Raw genomic sequence first — 20360 nt, 5'->3', positions numbered from 1 at the left:
CGGTCAGTTCCCTCCGAGAATATCTTCGATGAAAGGACGGCAGCCCGCAGTCAGGCCGGCATCGACCGGAAGGATCGCGCCGGTAATCCCCGATGCGCGGTCAGAGGCCAGAAATGCCACCGTTTCTGCCACCTCGCGGGTATCAACGATGCGCCCCAGCGGATAAAACCGCTGTAGGCGCTCCAGCACGCTCGCATCCTGCGCGATACGATGATCCCATGCGGGTGTTCTTATCGACCCCGGACAGACGACGTTGGCACGCACGCCCTTCCTTCCGAACTCAACCGCAATACCGCGCGCAAAGGCATTGATTCCGGCTTTAGCAGCTGCATAAGCCGGGTTTCCGAAATGCAGGAGACCGTTGACCGAGGAAATGAAGACGAAAACGCCTTGTCCCCGCGCTGCCATGGCCTGCGCCATGACATTGGAAAACCCGGCAACCGCAGTCAGGTTGAGGTCAATCTCAGCGTCGATATTGCCCTGATCCAACCCATCGAAAGTCTCGGCACGGGTCCAGCCCGCATTGTTGATGACAATATCGGGCGGGCCCGATTCCGCTATTATCCGCTTTGCAGCCAGCTCCAGCCCGTCGCGGTCAAGCAGATCAAAGGCATGACGCGCATGAAAATCATTGCCGGTCATTGCCTCCAGTGTCGTATCGCAACCGATCACGCTGGCGCCGCGTTCAGAGAACAGCTTGACCAGCGCGCTTCCAACACCACCACCGGCTCCGGTAACCAGCACCGACTTTCCGGTAAATTCGCCTGCTTGCTCCACGCTATTCCCCTTTTATGCGGCAGCTTTCTGCACCTGTTTATTCCCACCAGCGTAAAAGTCAAAATGTAAGTTTGCAACAAAACTTTTCGCTTGAAAGTGCAGATTAAGCCGATAATGTAAGAAAATAACAAAAATAGATCGTCATCGCACCAATGCGCGGCAAAACAAGGGAACGGGAAGATGTCTATCAATAAATGGAAGGCCGGCCTGCTGGCCGGATTGAGCGTTCTGGCGCTGTCATCGGTTGCGAATGCAGGCGAAGTGCGCATGACCGTCGCGGAGTACAGCTCCAAGACCGGCCCCTACTTCGAAGAGGTCAAGAAGGCATTTGAAGCTGCCAATCCCGGCATCACGCTCAACTTTGAAGTAGTTCCATGGGATGTACTTCTGCAGAAACTGACTACCGATATTTCAGCAGGCACCAATGCGGACCTTTCGATCATCGGCACACGCTGGTTGATCGATTTCGCGCAACAGGGCATCGCCGAACCGCTCGACGGTTACATGAACGACGAGTTCAAGGGCCGGTTCATCGAGACTTTCCTGTCTCCGTCCATCCTTGAGGGCAAGACTTACGGCCTGCCGATCGCAGCATCTGCCCGCGCCATGTATTACAACAAGGATCTGCTGGCCAAGGCAGGCGTCGAAAACCCGCCCGCAACCTGGGACGAGCTGAGAGCCGCCGCCACGAAAATCAAAGCGCTCGGCGGAGAGAATTACGGTTTCGGCCTACAGGGCAAGGAAATCGAGACCGACGTTTATTACTATTACGGCATGTGGTCCTATGGGACAGAAATTCTCAACAAGGACGGCACGTCGGGCCTCAGCACACCGGGCGCACTTGAAGCCGCGAAGCTTTACAAGTCGCTGATCGACGATGGCCTGACCCAGCCTGGCGTCACTTCCTATGCCCGTGAAGACGTTCAGAACCTCTTCAAGCAGGGCAAGGTCGGCATGATGATTACCGCGCCTTTCCTTTCCAACCAGATCAAGGAAGAAGCGCCGAACCTCAAATATGGCGTTGCAGCCATTCCTGCCGGACCGACAGGCGCGCGTGGCACCTATGGCGTGACCGATTCCGTCATCATGTTCCAGAATTCCAAGAACAAGGAGGAAGCCTGGAAGGTGCTCGACTTCCTGTTCCAGACTGAATGGCGCGCCAAGTTCACGCAGGGCGAAGGTTTCCTTCCGGTCAACAAGGAAGAAGCGAAGATGGATTATTACGTCAATAATGCCGATCTTGCCGCCTTCACCGCGCTTCTGCCGGATGCCCGCTTTGCACCCATCATTCCGGGCTGGGAAGAAATTGCCGACATCACGTCCAACGCCATGCAGAGCATCTATCTCGGCAAGGGCGAACCTGATGTCGTGCTGAAGGACGCCGCCGCCAAGGCGGACGCAATCCTGAAGAAGTAGCACTCCCCGCCTGCCCGGCAGTGCCCTCGCTCTGCCGGGCTTTTTTCTTTTCAGGGATTTTGATTGCCAATGCAAAGCCGCACCCTGCCCTATCTCCTGATCCTGCCGAGCCTGCTTCTGGCTGCGGTGGTGATCTTCTGGCCCGTGGTGCATCTCGTTGAAATTGCTAGCCATGACGTAAACCGCTTCGGGCAGCTACGCGATTTCAACGACGGCGCAAATTTCACTGCACTATTCGCAACGCGCGATTTTCTGAATGCACTCTGGCGCACCGCACTCTGGACCGTCGCCGTGGTTGGCGGGGCACTTATCGTCTCCATTCCGGTCGCCATCATCCTCAACATGGATTTCTATGGCCGTTCGGTAGCGCGGGTCATCGTCATGCTGCCGTGGGCAGTTTCGCTCACCATGACAGCCATTGTCTGGCGCTGGGCGCTCAATGGCGAAAGCGGAATGCTCAATTCGGCACTGCGCAATCTCGGCATCATCGACAGCAATATTCAATGGCTGGCGAGCGCGGCCACCGCCTTTCCCATGCAGATACTGGTCGGCATTCTGGTCACCGTGCCGTTCACGACCACGATCTTCCTCGGCGGACTGTCATCCATTCCGGAGGATCTTTATGAAGCGTCGTCTCTCGAAGGCGCTAGCCTGTGGCAGCAGTTTCGCGAAATCACGTTTCCGCTGCTCAAGCCCTTCGTCAACATCGCCATCGTGCTCAATACGATTTATGTCTTCAATTCATTCCCGATCATCTGGGTCATGACGCAGGGTGGACCGGCAAACTCCACCGATATTCTGGTAACGCATCTCTACAAGCTCGCTTTCCGCCTCGGAAAGCTGGGAGAAGCCTCTGCCGTATCGCTTATCATGCTGGCAATACTCCTCGTCTTCACGGCGATCTATATCCGCCTCGCAATGCGGGGAGAACGCGCATGACCGGCTCGAAGCTGAAACGCACAATCATTGCCTGGGCCGTTCTGTCGCCGCTTATCGTGCTGACACTGTTTCCCTTCGCGGTGATGTTTTTCACCGCCGTCAAGCCTCCACAGGAGGTCCTGTCTCCAACATGGTGGCCAAGCAGCTTCCGCTGGCAGAATTTTTCGGAAATGTGGGTTCAGACCAAATTCGGGCAAGCGCTTCTGAACTCGCTTTACGTTTCGGTTATTGCTTCCGTCGGCGCCATCATTGTTTCCATTCCTGCCGCCTATGCCATGTCGCGCTTCCGCTTTGCAGGCCACGGTGCATTCCGGCAATTCCTGCTGATTTCGCAGATGATCTCGCCCATCGTTCTGGTGCTGGGCCTTTTCCGGCTGCTCGCCGCCTATGGATTGATTGAAAGTGTCTCCGCGGTCGGCGCGGTCTATATGGCCTTCAACATCGCCTTTACCGTGTGGATGCTGCAGAGCTATTTCGACACCATACCGCGTGATCTGGAAGAAGCCTCGTGGATGGAAGGCGCCGGGCGCGGCAAGACACTGATAAAAGTGTTCCTGCCGCTCTGCCTGCCCGCCATTGCCGTCACGGCAATTTTCACCTTCATCAATGCATGGAACGAATTCGTCGTCGCATTGACCATGCTGCGCAGGCAGGAAAGCTACACCCTGCCCATTCAGGTCTTCTCGCTCGTCGCGGGGCGCTACACGGTCGAATGGCACTACGTCATGGCGGCAACCTTTCTTGCAACACTGCCGGTCGCCATCCTTTTCATCTGGCTCCAGCGCTATCTCATCAAGGGACTGGCCCTTGGAGCAGTCAAATAACCGGAGAAAATCGTGTCCAGAAAACAGGTCTTCGGCGCATCGCATGTGCCACTTTCCCCCGCCGTTCGCGCAGGCGACACAGTCTATGTTTCGGGTCAGGTACCGGTTGGACCAAACGGCCAGATTGTTGAAGGCGGCATCGAAGCCCAGACAAAACAGGTCCTCGAAAACGTCAAAGCCGCACTTGCGCTTGCAGGCGCCACAATGGAAGACGTGGTCAAAACCACCATATGGCTGGAAGATGCTCGGGATTTCGGGAGGATGAATGCCGTTTACGGCACCTATTTTCCAAAAGAGCCTCCCGCGCGCACCACGGTTGAATCCCGCCTGATGATCGACATCAAGATCGAAGTCGAAGCCATCGCCTACGCACCACAAAAATAAGCACGTCACCTCCCCGCACAGAGTATTTCCATGCGCATTTTCACCGCATCGCTTGCGACAGAAACCAACACGTTCTCGCCGGTTCCAACCGACAGGGCCTCGTTCGAGATGGCTTTTTATGCCGCGCCGGGCAAGCATCCAGAAACGCCGACGCTTTGCTCTTCGCCCATTGTCGCATTGCGCAAGCGTGCGGCAGCGGAAGGGCTGACCGTCATCGAAGGCACTGCCACCTGGGCGGAACCGGGCGGATTGTTGCAGCGGCAGGCGTTCGAGGAATTGCGCGATGAAATCCTTGACCAGCTGAAAGCCGCAATGCCCGTTGATGCAGTCGTTCTCGGCCTGCATGGCGCCATGGTCGCTCAAGGTTACGACGATTGCGAGGGTGATCTTCTGGAACGCGTGCGCGCCATTGTCGGGCCGGATATTCTGGTTGCCAGCGAATTCGATCCACATAGCCACCTGACGCCGAAGCGTGTCGAAAACCTCAATATTTTCGCGTCGTTCCTCGAATTTCCTCACACGGATTTTTATGAGCGCGGCGAGCATGTGGTCGATCTTGCGTTGGACGCCCTGAAAGGTCACATCAAGCCGGTCATATCCACATTCGACTGCCATATGATCAGTGTGTTTCCCACAAGCAAGGAGCCAATGCGCTCCTTCGTCGATCGCATCAAGGCGATGCACGGCAAAGACGGGATTCTGTCGATCTCCGTCATCCATGGCTTCATGGCAGCCGATGTGCCGGAAATGGGAACCCGCATTCTCGTCGTCACAGACAACGATCCGGCAAAGGGGGCAGCACTTGCCGAAAAACTCGGGCGTGAACTGATTGCGATGCGCGAGCAGACGTTGATGACCATGTTCGACACCGATCAGGGCATCGACCGGGCGCTGGCTGCCCATGCAGCCATTCCTGCCAAACCTGCGGTGATCGCCGATGTATGGGACAATCCCGGCGGCGGCGTTGCGGGTGACGGAACCTATGTCCTTCGCCGCCTGATCGAACGCGGCATCGACAATATAGGCATTGCTACGATCTGGGACCCCATCGCAGTGACCTTCTGTCATGCGGCAGGCGAAGGTGCAGTGATCGACCTGCGTTTCGGCGGCAAGTCCGGTCCGCTTGGCGGCGAACCCATCGATGCGCGTGTGACAGTCATGAAAACCCTTGCCGAAGGCTGGCAGAGTTTTGGCCCAAGCCGTGTGACGCTGGGGGCCTCGGCAGTCGTGCGCCTGGAAGGCACCGAGATTGATATCATTCTCAACACCAACCGGACGCAGACATTCGAGCCGGATATCTTCTCCAATATCGGCATCGATCCGATGAAGAAGGATATACTGGTGGTCAAATCCACCAATCATTTCCACGCAGGCTTCGTGCCGATTGCTGCCGAGATTATCTATGTCGCGGCGCCCAGCTCCTATCCGAGCAATCCGCGCACGACCAATTACCGCAAGCTCAGCCGTGCCATCTGGCCGCGTGTCGAAAACCCGTGGTGAACAAACGAAAAAAGCGCGGGAATTTCCCGCGCCTTTTTTGAGCATTCCCCGCTGAAATTGAAACAGTGGAAATGCTCTATCTCTTTGTTTTTACGCATTATCCGACGCAAAACCGCTTCGCACTTTTGCTGGAAATGCTCTAATGAGCCAGATAGGTTGAGATAATCGGCACGTAAGTGACCAGCACCAGCAGGATGAACAGCGCCATATACATGCTGAATGCCTGGCGGGTGAAATCTCCCACCCTCACCTTCGCAATATTGCAGACCATCAGCATGACCGTTCCGACAGGCGGTGTCAGCGTGCCAATCGACAGGTTGATAATCACGATGATACCGAAATGCACAGGATCAATGCCCAGAGCCTTAACCGTCGGCATCAGAAGCGGCACCAGAACGATCATCAGAGCTGTGCCCTCGATCAGCGCGCCGAGGATCAGCAGGATCACGTTGACTGCCAGCAGGAACGCATAAGGATTGCTGGTGAAGGACGAGATCAGCTGCATCAGCGACTGGCCGGCCTGTTCAAGCGAAAACACCCATGCGAGCGCCGATGATGCCATGATGACCAGCATAACGGACGCGGTCGATTTCGCTGTTTCGATCAGCGAATCCACCACATGCGAGATGCGCATTTCGCGATAGATCACGAAGCCGATAATCAGAACCAGCGTAACCGCAACTGCACCGGCTTCCGTCGGGGTGAAGATGTTCAAGCGGATGCCGCCGATGATCGCGAACAGCAGCAGCACCGCAGGCCATGCCGAAGCAAGCGTCGAGGCAACTTCGGCGCCGCTCATCCGCTTTTCACGGCTTGGCTTGTAGCCGCGCTTTACCGATGTCGCATAAGCCGCGATCATCAGGATAACGGCGCCCAGAATACCCGGCAGCACACCTGCCATGAACATCTTGCCAATGGAAACATCCGCAATCAGACCATAGATGATGAGCGCAATGCCGGGAGGAATGATCGGCGTAATCAGCGAGCCAGCAGCCGTCACCGCGCAGGAGAACGCTTTGTCATAGCCACGCTTGACCATTTCCGGCACCATCATGCGGGTGAGCATGGCGCTGTCGGCCAGATTGGAAGCGCTGACGCCACCCATCAGGGTGGAAACCATGATGTTGGTGAGCGCCATGCCGCCGCGCATACGACCGACCAGAATTTCCGCGACCTTGATCAGACGTTCTGCAATGCCGGTATGCGACATCACCGTACCAAGCATAATGAAGAACGGAATGGCAAGCAGCGACGTGTTCTGTGCCGGGCTGATGAAGCGCTGCACGGCAATCGCTATCGGCATCTGGTTGAAAAAGGTGAAATAGGTGAAGACCGCAATCAAAATGGCCACATAGAGGCGCATATTGAGCGCGATCAGCGCCAGCATGATGAGAACGATGGTTGTCAGGTTCATGCCTTGCCTCCCGCAAAAGCGGCGCGCAAGGATTTGAATGCGCCTGCAAACATATAAAGAGCGATAATGACAAAGCCGACCGGCACGGCGATATCGATCCAGTAATAGGAGACCCGCAGCACGTCAGTCACTTTGAACTGAGCCGCAACCGAAAGCTTGTAACCGGCATAGGACACGTAAAGCAGGAACAGTCCCGACAAGATGGAGACGATGGCGTTGACGACATCGCGCACCTTCTCCGACAGCAGATCCACGAGCATCGGAATGGCAAGATGCTGGTTGCTGCGTTCTGCGGCGACACTGCCAAGCATCACGATCCAGATCATCAACAGACCGGCCATTTCCTCGGTCCATTGCAATGGCTGATGCATCCAATAGCGCATGACGACGGCGATGTTGAACATCGCAAGCAGGATGAACAGCGGCACGGCAGCCAGCCATTCGATCAGTTTTTCAAAGTATTTCATCGGATTGAGTTCCACGATCGAGCCATGCCGCGGCAAACCGCGACACGGCATTATCCGAGTAAGGATGGATCAGTTCAGTTCGGCTTTGATCTTGTCATAAAGGCCGGGCGACCATTCCGGGAACTGGGTGTAGACCTTTTCAGCAAGTGCCTTGAAAGGAGCGCGGTCGACATCGATAATCTCGACACCGGCTTCCTTCATCTTCTCGATCATTTCATTGTCTTTTTCGATCGTCAGCTTCTGGCTGTAGAGACCCGCATCATAGGCGGACTCATGGATCATCTTGAGCTGATCTTCCGGCAGCGTGGAGAAGAAGGCTTCGCCGCCGACAATCAGAGCAACGTTGGTCAGATAGCCAACCTTGCTCAGATACTTGGCTTCTTCCTGGAACTTCTGGCCGTAAAGAACCGAGATCGGGTTCTCAACGCCATCAATCACGCCCTGCGCCAGCGCCGGGAAGGTTTCGCCCAGCGGCATCGGGGTTGGCGTTGCGCCCATGGCTTCGAAAGTCTTGATCTGCATGACGTTGTTCGGCACGCGAATCTTCATACCCTTCAGATCTTCAGGCGTACGGATCGGCTTCTTGGAAATGATCTGACGAATGCCGTAGAGGTAGTTCGGCATTACGATGTGAATGCCCTTCTTCTTCAGCTCTTCACTCTTTTCCTTGAACCAGGGACCATCATAAACTTTGAAAAGCTGTGCCGGATCATCGGTCAGGAACGGACCGTAGAGTACGCCGAGGTCCGGGTCATATTCGGCCAGAAAGCCAACGTCGGAAATGGTCACGACATTGAGCCCCATCATGGCCTGCTCGGTCACGTCCTTCTTGGAGCCAAGCTGCGAGCTTGGATAGAGTTCGAGCGTGATTTCGCCATTGCTGCGCTTGGCAAGATCATCTTTCCAGTAATGCATCACCTCATCGAAAGGCTCGCCGGGGTTGTTTTCATAGGCAACCTTGATCGAAACATTGGCAGCATAGGCAGCCATGCTTCCTGCCAGCAGCATGCTGGCGGCGATCATGCCGGTAACGAGTTTCTTCATCTTTGTCCTCCCATATGGGGTCATTAAACAATTGGCCTTAGGGCCGGTTTCCTCCGTTAGAGCGCCATGCGTCCAATTTGGACGCTTAAAGGACGCTCTAATTTCTTCAGTTTACGCATCGATTTTCCATCGATGCGTGGCAGCCCACGTCTTCCTTCCCGACGTGGCGCATTTGCTTCGATTTCAGTCGCGTTCGATGATGATCTTCAAAACGTTACGGTCGCCATCCCAGTAAGGGAGTGCCGCTTCAGCTTCATCAAACGGAAATACCTTCGAGATCAGCTTGTCGGCATCCGTCCCAAGCTTTTCCAGATGCGCAATGACGGCCTCGAAATCGGTGAGCGTGGCATTGCGTGATCCCATGATGTCGAGTTCCTTCAGGTTGAAGAACTGCGTCTGATAGGTGACCGGCGCCTTGGAATAGCCGACATAAACCACCCGGCCCGCAAAGCCCGCCAGGTCGACAGCCTGCGTGAAGGTGATCGGCAGACCGACCGCTTCGAAAGCAACGTCCACGCCGTCGTCGTTGGTCAGTTCCTGAACCTTGGCGACGACATCCTCACCGCCCGGCAATGCGTGTGTTGCGCCGAATTGCAGTGCCAGTTCGCGCTTTTCAGCGCTTGGATCGATGGCGATGACCTTGGCACCGCGCGCCAGCGCGCCGATGAGAACACCCATACCGATCATGCCGCAACCGAGAACAGCAACCGTATCACCTGCCTGAACACGTCCGCGCTCGACGGCATGGAAGCCAACCGAAAGCGGCTCGACCAGCGCCAGATGACGGGGCGACAGCGTCTCATTGAGGATCAATTTTTCGGCAGGCAGCACGATCTGGTCGGCCAGGCCGCCATTTTGCTGCACGCCGAGCGTCTTGTTATAACGGCACGCATTGAGCCGACCTTTACGGCAGGACGAACATTCACCGCAATTCGTATAAGGCAGCACGATAACCCGCTTGCCTTTGACATAGGCAGCGCTGACACCCTCTCCGGCTTCCATGATCTCGCCGCCGATTTCATGCCCCGGAATGCGGGGCAGCTGCACCAGCGGATTAAGCCCCTTGAAGGTGTTCAGATCGCTGCCGCAGAGACCCACGTGCCGAACCCGCACACGGACCTGACCGGCCAGCAACGGCGCTTCGTCGATTTCTGCAAAACGTGTGACGTTTTCGCTCTCGATACGCAGAGCTTTGACCATCGAATTATCCTGTCAGTCGTCATTAAAGAAAGGGATCAGGTTACGGCGCCGACCTGCCAAGGCACGAATTCGTTGTCGCCATAGTCGTAGACTTCACTCAACGTCTTCTCGCCGGATGCGACCGCGATGATATGTTCGAAGATGCGGATGCCGGACTGTTCGATGGTCTCGTCGCCGGTGACGATACCGCCGCAATTGATGTCCATGTCTTCCTTCATGTGCTCGTACATTTCGGAATTCGTGGCGATCTTGATGCAAGGCGAAGGTTTGAAACCGGAAACCGAACCACGGCCAGTGGTGAAGCAGATCACGTTGCAGCCACCGGCCACCTGTCCAGTCACCGCGACGGGATCGTAACCCGGCGTATCCATGAAAGTGAAACCCTGTTCCGTGACGGTTTCGGCAAACTCATAGACGGCCTTGAGCGGCATGGAACCACCCTTGGCAACTGCACCGAGCGACTTTTCCAGAATGGTGGTCAGCCCGCCGAGCTTGTTGCCATGCGATGGGTTGTTGTTGAGCTCGTCGCCATTGCGCGCCGTGTAATCACGCCACCAGTCGATGCGCTGCAACAGCTTCTCCGCCACCGCAGGCGTTACTGCGCGACGGGTCAAAAGATGTTCGGCACCATAGATTTCCGGCGTTTCCGAAAGAACGGTCGTGCCGCCATTGCGCACGATAAGGTCCGAGGCATAGCCCAATGCCGGATTGGCCGAAATGCCGGAATAGCCATCCGAGCCGCCGCATTCCAGCGCTACTTTCAACTTCGACAGAGGCTGTTTGGTGCGCACCGCCGAATTGACCAGCGGCAGCATTTCCTTGATCTCGGCAATCGCATGATCGATGGTCTTGCGCGTGCCGCCATGCTGCTGGATCGTCATGGTGCGCAGGCGCGAGCCTTCTTCCATGCGGTAATGTTCGAGGATCGGCGCGATCTGGTTGGTTTCGCAGCCAAGGCCGATCAGCAGGATGCCACCAAAATTCGGGTGCTTGGCATAACCCTGAATAGTGCGCGTCAACAGGCGATAGCCTTCCGACTTGGTGTTGAGCGCACAGCCGCTGCCATGTGTCAGCGCCACGACGCCATCGACATTGTCGAAACCATCGAGACCGCCCATGCGGTTGAAATAATCGGCGATGTAACGCGACACCGTGGCCGAGCAATTGACCGACGAAATCACCCCAATGAAATTGCGCGTGCCGACACCGCCAGCGCCCCGGTCATAACCCATGAAATGGCGGCGTTCTGCGTCCGGCAGCATGCCGCGTTCTTCAATATCGATGGAGAACTGATGCTCGTGTTCGGAGGGCAGCATGGCGAGGTTCTGCAAATGCACATGCTCGCCCTGAGCGATATCCTTCGTCGCAACGCCGATCACCTGACCGTATTTCAGGACTTCCTTGCCTTCCGGAATATCGCGAATGGCCACCTTATGCCCGCGACCGATCAGTTCGCTGGCCCTGATCCCGTCAAGGCCGATCGGATCACCGGCGCGAACCGAAATGCGCGCAACGGCAACATCATCCGACGGATGCAGCAGAATAACCGGCGCAACCGCTGTATCAACGGATTCATTCATTTGTCTGACCTCACTCCCAAATCGTCCCGGCTAATTACTCGCTGGGTTCATTATCCATCCAACGCTGCTTGGACCGGTCCAGATGCGTTCGCATGGCTGCCTGCGCCTGAAGCGGATCCCTCGCTTCCAGCGCCGCATAGATGGCTTCGTGCTCGGCCAAAGCCAGAGCCCATGTATCGTTATCCTCGAAGCGCGTCCTGATATGCGACGTCAACGGACTATGCCGCTCGTCAAAAAGGTCGCGCACGATGCGCACCAGCACGGAATTGCCCGATTGCTCGGCAATGAGCAGATGAAACTGCCTGTCGAGCTCAATCGCCTTGCGCCCGGCATCGACATTCACCTTCATTGCGTCAATCGTTGCGCGCAACTCGGCAAGCCTTTCAGGCGTCATGCGCGCACAAGCCGTGACGACCACGCTGCCTTCGACCATTTCGCGCGCCTGCATGATTTCAAGCGGACTCTCGCCGATGGAAGCGCCATGTAAAAGCGAACGCTTTTCCGACTCTGCCGTGACATAGATGCCCGACCCCATGCGGATTTCGACATTACCGGCGATTTCGAGTGCAATAAGCGCCTCGCGCAGCGAAGGCCGCGACACGCCAAGTTGCTGCGCCAGCTCGCGTTCAGCCGGTAGCCTGCTGCCAGCAGGAAACTGGCCGTCCTGGATAAGGCTTCTCACCCGATCTGCGATCTGCTGATAAAGCCTGCGCGGTTCCGCAGTTGCCGTAAAATCGCTCATAGCGCTCCCAAATCCGCCTCTCCTCGAATTGGCCTTACCATATTTCCAACCGGACAGAAGCGCAATATGCTTAAAAACCCGGTTAATTGCGGCAAATCGCGCATTTCATCATGTGGAACCGAACCAATCGTTCGATAAAGAATCCTACTGGCTTGACCAATTTACCCTGCATCGCTTAGTTAAAACCACTGATTTATGGGAGAAGGTCATGCACGAGAAGCCAGCGATCCTGCAGTTCGGCACCAGCCGTTTTCTGTTGGCTCATGTCGATTTCTTTGTTTCGGAGGCGTTTTCCAAGGGCAAAGCCATTGGGACAATTGCCGTCGTGCAGACGACTTCAAACCCGCAGAGCAGCCAGCGCATCGCGGCTTTGAACGAAAGCAACGGCTATCCTGTGATGATCCGTGGGCTTGTCGACGGCAAGCCATCCGAAACGGAACATCAGGCGAAGGGCGTTACCGCTGCCTATTCCGCACATCACGACTGGGCGGCGATTCTCGACCTCGGTGCCAGCGTCGATGTGATCCTCTCCAACACCGGCGACAAGGGCTACGAACTCGACAGAAGCGATGACAGCTCGCTTCTTGCGAACCCGGATGCCTTGCCGAAGAGTTTTCCAGCCAAACTTCTGGTGCTCCTACATCACCGCTGGCAGCACAATCCCGATGCGCCATTGTCGCTGTTTCCCTGCGAGCTGATCTCGCGCAATGGCGACAGGTTGCGCTCGATCCTCATCGATCTTGCCCATGACTGGAAACTGCCGGACGGTTTCGTGCAATGGCTCGAAACCCGATGCATTTTTGCCAACAGCCTTGTCGACCGCATCGTTTCCGAACCCATCGAGCCAATCGGCGCCATCGCCGAGCCCTATGCGCTCTGGGCAATCGAGAAGGCCGATGGCCTGACGCTTCCTTGCGAACACGAAGATATCGTCGTCACCGACGATCTTGCGCGCTATGAGCATTTGAAACTCTACTTGCTCAACCTTGGCCACACATTCATCGCGGAACAATGGCTCAAGGGCAGCCGTCCGAAAGACGAGATCGTACTGGAAGCCATGCAGGACGAAACGATCCGGAATGAACTGGAAGCGGTATGGCGCGAGGAAGTCCTGCCGGTATTTGCTGCGGACGGCCTTGGCGAACAGGCCGAAGCTTACGTGGCTTCGGTGCGGGAGCGGTTTCTCAACCCTTTCCTCAAGCATCGCATCGCAGACATTGCTTCCAACCATGACGAAAAAAAGCGGCGTCGCTTCGCTCCGGTCATCGCCCTTGCGTCGGAACTCGGCCTCAATCTCGCACAGAGCCGTTTGAAGGCAGCTGTCGGCTAAGCCATTCGTTCAGTTCGATTTCTGCGCGTTCCAGCGCACTGTAATTCAGTAGTTTGCGCAAAAGCGCTACCGTCACGGCACGAGCCCGGAGGTTGAAACGCCCTTCCTCCGGCTCACCTTTTTCCTGATAAACGCCAAGTTTTTCATAGAGTTGCTGCAATCTGTTCTGGACGCTTCTCAGCGACAGATTGCGGCGGCGCGCAATAACGCGATCGGTAAGCCCCAACGCGATATCGACCAGAATTTCATATTCACTTTCGCTGAAACCGCTGGCATGACCGAGGCTCTTTTGCTGCAGGCCGCGCACCTCGCGGTCGATGACGCATTGTGCTTCGACAAAGATACTGCGCAATGCCAGCCGCAGCTTATCGTCGGACGCCGATTTCAGCACATAGCCATAAGCCGCCCCTTCCGGCACGATGCGCGACACACCGCGCACATAGGCTTCGTCGGCATAGTTCGACCAGAACAGGATGCGCGTTTCAGGATTCTCCTTCCAGATGGTGCGGGCGGCCTCAATGCCGTTACGTCCACTCATCTGCAGGTCCATGACGATATGGGCTGCGCGATGCTGACGGGCCAGCTTCTCACCTGCCGAGCCGTTGTCGGCTTCCAGCACATCGCTACATTCAGGCAATGCCGCACGCACAGCCTCGCCAAGATAGGCGCGATGCAATGGATCATCTTCCACGATCAGAACATGCATTTTACCCTCCCGTCTCCCGGCACATTTCCACAGGCAGATGGATCGTCACGCTGGTGCCACCGCCTTCCCCATTTTTCCTGATAGCAAAACTTGCAGAAATCAACCGCGCGCGCGTGCGCATATTGTCGATCCCATGTCCGACGCCATGCCGGTCACTGGAACGTTGCACCTGGCGATCCATGCCGATGCCATTGTCAGCGACTTCGACGTGCAGGCGACCGCCCTTGTCGCGAAACGTAACCCGCAACCGGCTGGCATGAGCATGGCGGATCGTATTGTTGATCGCTTCCTGCACGATGCGGAACAGCGAAGTCGCAACTGCTTCCTCCAGCCGATCGGCCATGCCGTCGCTGCGGTCGTCCAGCGTCCACTCGATGGACGATCCACTGTCGCGCACCGAACGGTCAAGATGGTTTTCCGTCGCTTGCACAAAACCGAACAGCTGAAGAATTGAAGGCTTAGCTTCTTCAATGATTTGCCTGAGATCGTGCATGCAATGCTGCAGCCCGCGAAACAGCGGTTCAAGCTGCTCGCCCGAGAGGTCCGGTGCATGGGTAAGCCGCTCCACGTGACGCGCAAGGCGTGTCAGGTCGGCCAGCGTCTGATCATGCAAATCCATACCGATGAGATGGCGCTCTGTCTCCAGCGCTTCGGTCAGCTTCAACGCGCCGAAACGCAAGCCTTCCTCGCGAGCGCGCGCTTCCGTTTCCACGATAGCGGAACGCTTGGCCTGTTCCGCCGCGCGGATCGCAAAAAAATATGGTGCAAGCAGATCGGCAATCGACTGGGCGTTTTCCACGTCCCGCATGGTGTAGCAGGCGGGCGCGAGACTGGAGCAGCTGAGCGCACCGATAATATCGCCCTGCGCCTTCAAGGGCACATGCAGGCGGCCTTTCAGATCATGCTCGATGATCGGACTGGAAAAGGAACCATCAAAGTGAAAACGCTGATCGGTGCGCGCATCGTCGGTCAGTAGATGATCGACTTCGCCGGAGAGCACCGTTCGAATGGGACTGCCCGACAACAGAGCGGGAGGATTACGGCTCCAGGCCGTCGATATGCCGCTCTCATAGGCGATGTGGAACTTGCCATCGACCATCTTGATGCAAACGTCCAGATGATCATAGGGCACGATATGCGTGATTTCCGCCGCCACCGCCTGAATAATGGAATCGAAGTCGAGCTGTCCCGCCAGCAATCTGGAAATATTCAGATAGTGGTCGAGCAACCTCTGGGGCACGAGTTCGGCCAAGCGTTTCTCCTCCAAACGCAAATTGCTCCTGAAGCACTATAATACGCCGTCACATCCTCGGCGCGTCTTGCGGGTTCCCGCAATTTTGCTGCGGGAACCCGCAAGACAGTTGCTTCATTCGGCCTTCACAGAAGGCTTCTCTTCTTTCATCCTCGCTTCACCAGAAAATTGCCCGCAAGACAAGAGCGTAAAATCGCGTCAGGTGCAGACTGGTGCCGTTGAGGAGCGGCGGTGCGGGAGGCTCGCATCATAATCAATTCAGACGATCCGAAGTGCCGGGGCGCTGCGGGTCGTACACTGGCAACCGGGAGGAAAGAATGAAACTCGCAAGAATCCTTTTCGCATCCGCAGCACTGGCAGGCGTTCTCGCCGCTGGCAGCGCGATGGCTGACACATCGTCGAAGAAGATTGCATTCTCCAACAATTATGCTGGCAACTCATGGCGCCAGGCCATGCTGCAAAGCTGGGACAAGATCACCAAGGAAGCCGTGAAGGCCGGTGTGGTCGCTGCGGCTGACCCGTTCACGACGGCTGAAAATCAGGCCACAGAACAGGCCGCACAGATCCAGAACATGATCCTGCAGGGCTATGATGCCATCGTCATCAATGCCGCTTCGCCAACCGCTTTGAACGGTGCAATCAAGGAAGCCTGCGATGCGGGCATCACGGTCGTTTCCTTTGACGGCACCGTCACGGAGCCTTGCGCATGGCGCATCGCGGTCGATTTCAAGGCAATGGGCGAAGGCCAGATCGATTATCTCGCAAAGCGCTTCCCCGATGGCGGCAACCTGCTTGAAATTCGCGGTCTTGCCGGTGTTTCGGTCGATGACAATATCCATGCTGGCATCGAAGAAGGCGTGAAGAAGCATCCGAAATTCAAGATCGTCGGCTCCGTCAATGGCGACTGGGCGGCGGACGTCGCACAGCGTGCCGTCGCTGGCATCCTCCCAAGCCTGCCGAAAATCGACGCAGTCGTGACGCAAGGCGGCGACGGCTATGGCGCTGCGCAGGCCTTCGCCGCCGCCAAGCGCGAAACGCCGATCATCATCATGGGCAACCGTGAAGACGAACTGCAGTGGTGGAAGCAACAGAAGGACGCCAACGGCTATGAAACCATGTCGGTTTCGATTGCACCGGGCGTTTCCACGCTGGCTTTCTGGGTCGCACAGCAGATTCTCGACGGCAAGGACGTGAAGAAGGACCTCGTGGTTCCGTTCCTCAGCGTCAGCCAGGAATCGCTCGACAAGGATCTGGCCAACACCCAGAAGGGTGGCGTCGCCAATGTCGAATATTCGCTGGAAGACGCGCAGAAGGTTATCGACGCGGCCAAGTAAGCCGGGCCTCACATAATCGAGCGATTGGGGCGGGTTTCGTTCCCGCCCTTTTCCATCGTCTATTCTTCAGCATTTCCAGCAATCAGTTGAGCGTATGACAGAAACAGCAGAGAAACGGGAGGTCGTCGCCGCGCGCAATATTCGCGTGCAGTTCGGTGCGGTGAAAGCACTGGATGGCGCTGAGCTCGTGATCCGCGAAGGTGAATGCGTCGGGCTGGTCGGCCACAATGGCGCGGGCAAATCCACCATCGTCAATGTCATCAATGGCGGGTTGTCGCCACATGAAGGCAGCGTTTCCTATCATGAGGAAGCAGGACACGGCGTAGCGATGGCGCGCAAGCACGGCGTGCGCTGCGTCTTTCAGGAATTGTCGCTGTTTCCGAACCTGACCATTGCCGAAAATGTCCGCATCATGCAGCGCGATCTGACCGGCGCTGGCTGGCGCGGCAAGGCCGTCGAACTGATTTCCAAAAAGCTCGACGAGATTTTCCCCGGTCACAAGATCGACAGCGGCGCCACCATCGACGAGCTTTCCATCGCCGAGCGGCAGATGGTCGAAATCGCCATCAACTTTACCGCGCCCGGCACTGCGCCAAAACTGGTTATTCTCGATGAGCCGACCTCTTCGCTTGATGCAGGCATTGCCGCGCAGCTCATGGCCTATGTGCGCCGTTTTGTCAGCACCGGCGGCGCCGTTATCCTGATTTCGCATATGTTGGGTGAAATCCTCTCAACCTCCGACCGCATCGTGGTGATGAAGGACGGAAAGGTGGTCGCCAACCGCGCTGCGGGCGATTTCACCAATCGCAGCCTCGTCGAAGCCATGGGCAGCGTCGAGCGCGAAAAGGCTGCGCGCCGCGTTGCAAAGACCGACACGAGCGGCACGCCCGTTCTGTCCTTTGCCAAGCGCGCCAGCGACATCAAGCCGTTTGAGGCTTTCAAGGGCGAAGTCATCGGCCTCGCCGGGCTGGCCGGACACGGACAGACCAGGATGCTGCTCGATCTCTACTATGCGCGGCGACCGAACTGGGTTCCGGCTCGCAATTGCGAAATCGCCTTCGTTGCGGGCGACCGCAGCCTCAACGGCACCTTCCCGCTGTGGAGCATTCTGCACAATCTCACCATCGGCTCGCTGGACCGGCTGTCGTCGGCAAAGCTGGTTGACCAGAAGCGGGAAGACGTCCTCGGCAGCGACTGGAAAGACCGCATCCAGATACGCACGCCGGATATGGGTAACCGCATCCTGTCACTGTCGGGTGGCAACCAGCAGAAAGTGCTTTTCGCCCGTGCACTGGCAACCAGCGCCAACACTATTTTGATGGACGATCCGATGCGTGGCGTCGATGTCGGCACCAAGCAGGAAGTCTATGAAATCCTGCGCCGTGAGGCCGAAAACGGACGCACATTCGTATGGTACTCCACCGAAATGGACGAAATCGAACTTTGCGACCGTGTCTATGTGTTCCGCGACGGCGCTATCGTTGCGGAACTGACCGGCGAAGACATTACGGAAAAGAACGTGCTTGCAGCATCATTTGAGGGAGGTCACGAATAATGCGCCTTTCCTCTTCCTCCATCCGCCTGCTGACGCCGGTTTTTTCGCTGGTTCTGCTGCTTGCCGCCGTCTTCTACATGCAACCACGCGCCATGAGCTATACCGGGCTGAATCTGCTGTTCAATCTGGCCGTCCCCATTGCGCTAGCGACCATCGCCCAGATGCTCATCATGGCGGTCAACGACCTCGACCTCTCGATGGGCACCTTCGTGAGTTTCGTGGTCTGTGTTGCCGCAACCTATCTCAACACTGCGCCCGTCATCGGAGTGCTGATCCTTGCCGCAGCCATTGCAGCTTATGCGGCGCTTGGCGCGCTGATCCACCTGCGCAATCTGCCTTCCATCGTCGTCACGCTTGGCATGAGCTTCGTCTGGGGCGGGTTTGCCGTTCTGCTGCTGCCCTCGCCCGGCGGACAGGCGCCGGACTGGGCGCGCTGGATCATGACCGTTAAGCCGCCTTTCATGCCGATGGCCATTGTCGCCAGCATCCTGATCGCGGTCGTCACGCATTTCATCGTCATGCGCTCGACCTTCGGCGTGCTGATGCGTGGCGCGGGGGGTAACAGCCGTTCCATAGAACGTGCGGGCTGGTCTGTGACCATGATCCGCGCCGGAACCTATGCACTGGCGGCCTTCTTCGCAGTGCTTGCAGGTATAGCACTCGTCGGTCTCACCACATCGGCCGATGCCAATATCGCGTTACGTTATACGCTTCTGTCTATCGCAGGCGTTATTCTCGGCGGTGGTGAATTCGTCGGCGGACGCGTATCGCCTATCGGAGCCGTCATCGGCGCACTGACGCTGACGCTTGCCGGATCCTTCCTATCCTTCATGCGCATTTCGCCGGACTGGCAGATCGGTGCGCAAGGCGGCATTCTCATCGTGGTGCTGGCATTGCGCCTCTTCCTCAATCGCCTCGAAAAGAGGGAGAAAAAGCAATGAGCGGTCTCACCATCCTGACCAACCGTCCGTGGATATGGTCGTTCATCGCCACTGCCGTCGTCTGGATCATCACCATCCTCTTTACCGGCGGCGCTGGCGCGCACGGGCTCTCCCACGCAGCTTTCACTTTCGCGTCCTTTTCGGTGATTGTCGGCCTCGGCCAGATGTTCGTCATCACGCTCGGACCCGGCAATATCGATCTGTCGGTCCCGGCCAATATGACGCTCGCCGCAACACTGGCGCTCAAGCTCATGGATACGCAGGACGGCATGGTGCTGGCGGGGCTTGGTGTTGCCATTCTGGTTGGTGTTGCCATTGGCATCTGCAATTATGCGCTGATCAAGCTTCTACGCATTCCGCCCATCATCGCCACCTTGTCGATGAGCTTCCTGATCCAGTCCACCGCCATCTGGAGCAATCGCGGCCTGCGCGTGAAACCGCCAGAAAGCCTAGCGCAGTTCACAACATCCTCCACGTTTGGCGTTCCCAATGTTGCCCTCGTGGCGCTGATCCTGTCAGTCATTGGCTGGGTACTGTTGAAGAAGAGCATCTATGGACGCTGGATTTCGGCAATTGGCCAGAATCCTTTCGCTGCGCGCATGGCGGGCGTTCCGGTCGATGGCACCCGCTTCGTAACCTATCTGCTCTGTGCAGTGCTCGCTTCGCTATGCGGCTTCCTGCTTGCCTGCTTCTCGGGCGGCGCAGCGCTGAACATGGGCGCGGAATATCTTTTGATGTCGATTGCCGTCGTCATCATCGGCGGCACGGCGGTTGCAGGTGGTGATTCCAACATCCCTGGTATTTGGGGTGCCGCCCTCTTCATGTTCCTCATAGTTTCGATGCTCAACACCTACGGCTTCGGCGCCGGTGTCCGTCTTGTCCTGACTGGCCTCACCATCATTGCGGTGATCGTCCTCGCCAGTGGTCGACGCGCCGAGCGCTAATTATCTTCGGA

19 protein-coding genes and 1 pseudogene are annotated in these 20360 nt (G+C 57.0%); 10 read left to right on the top strand and 10 right to left on the bottom strand.

Annotated features, from left to right (window positions below; genetic code table 11):
* Positions 1–3: 3 nt before the first annotated feature.
* Positions 4–777, bottom strand: a complete 774-nt coding sequence (locus OHI65_RS07495; RefSeq protein ID WP_094515628.1) for an SDR family oxidoreductase — start codon at positions 775–777, stop codon at positions 4–6.
* A gap of 180 nt (positions 778–957) precedes the next feature.
* On the opposite strand from OHI65_RS07495, the gene OHI65_RS07490 reads away from it, so the two are divergent.
* Positions 958–2193, top strand: coding sequence for an ABC transporter substrate-binding protein (locus OHI65_RS07490; RefSeq protein WP_125301184.1), 1236 nt, complete (start codon positions 958–960; stop codon positions 2191–2193).
* Positions 2194–2262: 69 nt separating this feature from the next.
* Positions 2263–3039 (top strand): annotated as a pseudogene (locus tag OHI65_RS07485) (carbohydrate ABC transporter permease); the annotation flags it as partial.
* On the opposite strand, the gene OHI65_RS23020 reads toward OHI65_RS07485, so the two are convergent.
* Entirely contained in the window at positions 2935–3156 is a 222-nt protein-coding gene (locus tag OHI65_RS23020; RefSeq protein WP_413541918.1) for a DUF2695 domain-containing protein, read from the bottom strand. The pseudogene OHI65_RS07485 and the gene OHI65_RS23020 overlap by 105 nt on opposite strands.
* On the opposite strand from OHI65_RS23020, the gene OHI65_RS07480 reads away from it, so the two are divergent.
* The 3 genes from OHI65_RS07480 to OHI65_RS07470 are packed head-to-tail and all read left to right on the top strand — an operon-like array spanning position 3129 to position 5840.
* Positions 3129–3956, top strand: coding sequence for a carbohydrate ABC transporter permease (locus tag OHI65_RS07480; RefSeq protein WP_010659082.1), 828 nt, complete (start codon positions 3129–3131; stop codon positions 3954–3956). The two genes, OHI65_RS23020 and OHI65_RS07480, sit on opposite strands and share 28 nt — an antisense overlap.
* Positions 3957–3968: 12 nt before the next feature.
* Complete coding sequence (locus OHI65_RS07475) at positions 3969–4340, top strand: RidA family protein (protein ID WP_010659083.1); 372 nt, start codon at positions 3969–3971, stop codon at positions 4338–4340.
* A gap of 30 nt (positions 4341–4370) precedes the next feature.
* Complete coding sequence (locus OHI65_RS07470; RefSeq protein WP_125301186.1) at positions 4371–5840, top strand: M81 family metallopeptidase; 1470 nt, start codon at positions 4371–4373, stop codon at positions 5838–5840.
* Between the two features lie 139 nt (positions 5841–5979).
* Here OHI65_RS07470 and OHI65_RS07465 read toward each other — a convergent pair whose 3' ends face one another.
* The 6 genes from OHI65_RS07465 to OHI65_RS07440 form a co-directional block, all read right to left on the bottom strand.
* Positions 5980–7254: a TRAP transporter large permease gene (locus OHI65_RS07465; RefSeq protein ID WP_125301187.1), complete on the bottom strand. Its 1275-nt coding sequence runs from the start codon at positions 7252–7254 to the stop codon at positions 5980–5982.
* The gene (locus OHI65_RS07460; protein WP_181152405.1) at positions 7251–7721 is read right to left on the bottom strand and encodes a TRAP transporter small permease; all 471 of its coding nucleotides are present in this window, start codon (positions 7719–7721) and stop codon (positions 7251–7253) included. Before OHI65_RS07460 ends, OHI65_RS07465 begins: the two co-directional genes overlap by 4 nt.
* Before the next feature lie 69 nt (positions 7722–7790).
* Positions 7791–8765, bottom strand: a complete 975-nt coding sequence (locus tag OHI65_RS07455; RefSeq protein ID WP_012093254.1) for a C4-dicarboxylate TRAP transporter substrate-binding protein — start codon at positions 8763–8765, stop codon at positions 7791–7793.
* A gap of 183 nt (positions 8766–8948) precedes the next feature.
* On the bottom strand, positions 8949–9965 hold the full coding sequence (locus tag OHI65_RS07450) for a zinc-binding alcohol dehydrogenase family protein (RefSeq protein WP_125301189.1): 1017 nt from the start codon (positions 9963–9965) through the stop codon (positions 8949–8951).
* Between the two features lie 35 nt (positions 9966–10000).
* Positions 10001–11545 (bottom strand): UxaA family hydrolase, encoded by a 1545-nt coding sequence (locus tag OHI65_RS07445; RefSeq protein WP_125301191.1) that lies wholly within the window; start codon positions 11543–11545, stop codon positions 10001–10003.
* Positions 11546–11579: 34 nt separating this feature from the next.
* Positions 11580–12287, bottom strand: coding sequence for a FadR/GntR family transcriptional regulator (locus tag OHI65_RS07440; RefSeq protein WP_010659090.1), 708 nt, complete (start codon positions 12285–12287; stop codon positions 11580–11582).
* Between the two features lie 208 nt (positions 12288–12495).
* Here OHI65_RS07440 and OHI65_RS07435 point away from each other — a divergent pair, with 208 nt between their 5' ends.
* Positions 12496–13617, top strand: a complete 1122-nt coding sequence (locus OHI65_RS07435; RefSeq protein ID WP_094515623.1) for a D-mannonate oxidoreductase — start codon at positions 12496–12498, stop codon at positions 13615–13617.
* On the opposite strand, the gene OHI65_RS07430 is transcribed toward OHI65_RS07435, so the two are convergent.
* Positions 13577–14323 (bottom strand): response regulator transcription factor, encoded by a 747-nt coding sequence (locus OHI65_RS07430; protein WP_010659092.1) that lies wholly within the window; start codon positions 14321–14323, stop codon positions 13577–13579. The genes OHI65_RS07435 and OHI65_RS07430 overlap by 41 nt on opposite strands.
* Before the next feature lies 1 nt (position 14324).
* Positions 14325–15575 carry a GAF domain-containing sensor histidine kinase gene (locus tag OHI65_RS07425; RefSeq protein WP_264358628.1) on the bottom strand — a complete coding sequence of 417 codons (1251 nt, stop codon included), beginning with the start codon at positions 15573–15575 and terminating at the stop codon, positions 14325–14327.
* Positions 15576–15892: 317 nt separating this feature from the next.
* On the opposite strand from OHI65_RS07425, the gene OHI65_RS07420 reads away from it, so the two are divergent.
* The 4 genes from OHI65_RS07420 (at position 15893) to OHI65_RS07405 (ending at position 20349) form a co-directional block, all read left to right on the top strand.
* Positions 15893–16909, top strand: a complete 1017-nt coding sequence (locus OHI65_RS07420) for an ABC transporter substrate-binding protein (RefSeq protein WP_012093262.1) — start codon at positions 15893–15895, stop codon at positions 16907–16909.
* Positions 16910–17003: 94 nt separating this feature from the next.
* Entirely contained in the window at positions 17004–18464 is a 1461-nt protein-coding gene (locus OHI65_RS07415) for a sugar ABC transporter ATP-binding protein (protein ID WP_125301195.1), read from the top strand.
* Positions 18464–19405: an ABC transporter permease gene (locus OHI65_RS07410; protein WP_125301197.1), complete on the top strand. Its 942-nt coding sequence runs from the start codon at positions 18464–18466 to the stop codon at positions 19403–19405. Before OHI65_RS07415 ends, OHI65_RS07410 begins: the two co-directional genes overlap by 1 nt.
* On the top strand, positions 19402–20349 hold the full coding sequence (locus OHI65_RS07405; RefSeq protein WP_036587505.1) for an ABC transporter permease: 948 nt from the start codon (positions 19402–19404) through the stop codon (positions 20347–20349). Before OHI65_RS07410 ends, OHI65_RS07405 begins: the two co-directional genes overlap by 4 nt.
* Positions 20350–20360: the final 11 nt, after the last annotated feature.

It is taken from the genome of Brucella sp. MAB-22, assembly GCF_025908475.1.
GTDB lineage: Bacteria > Pseudomonadota > Alphaproteobacteria > Rhizobiales > Rhizobiaceae > Brucella > Brucella anthropi.
This window is presented reverse-complemented; position numbering and strand designations above follow the sequence as displayed.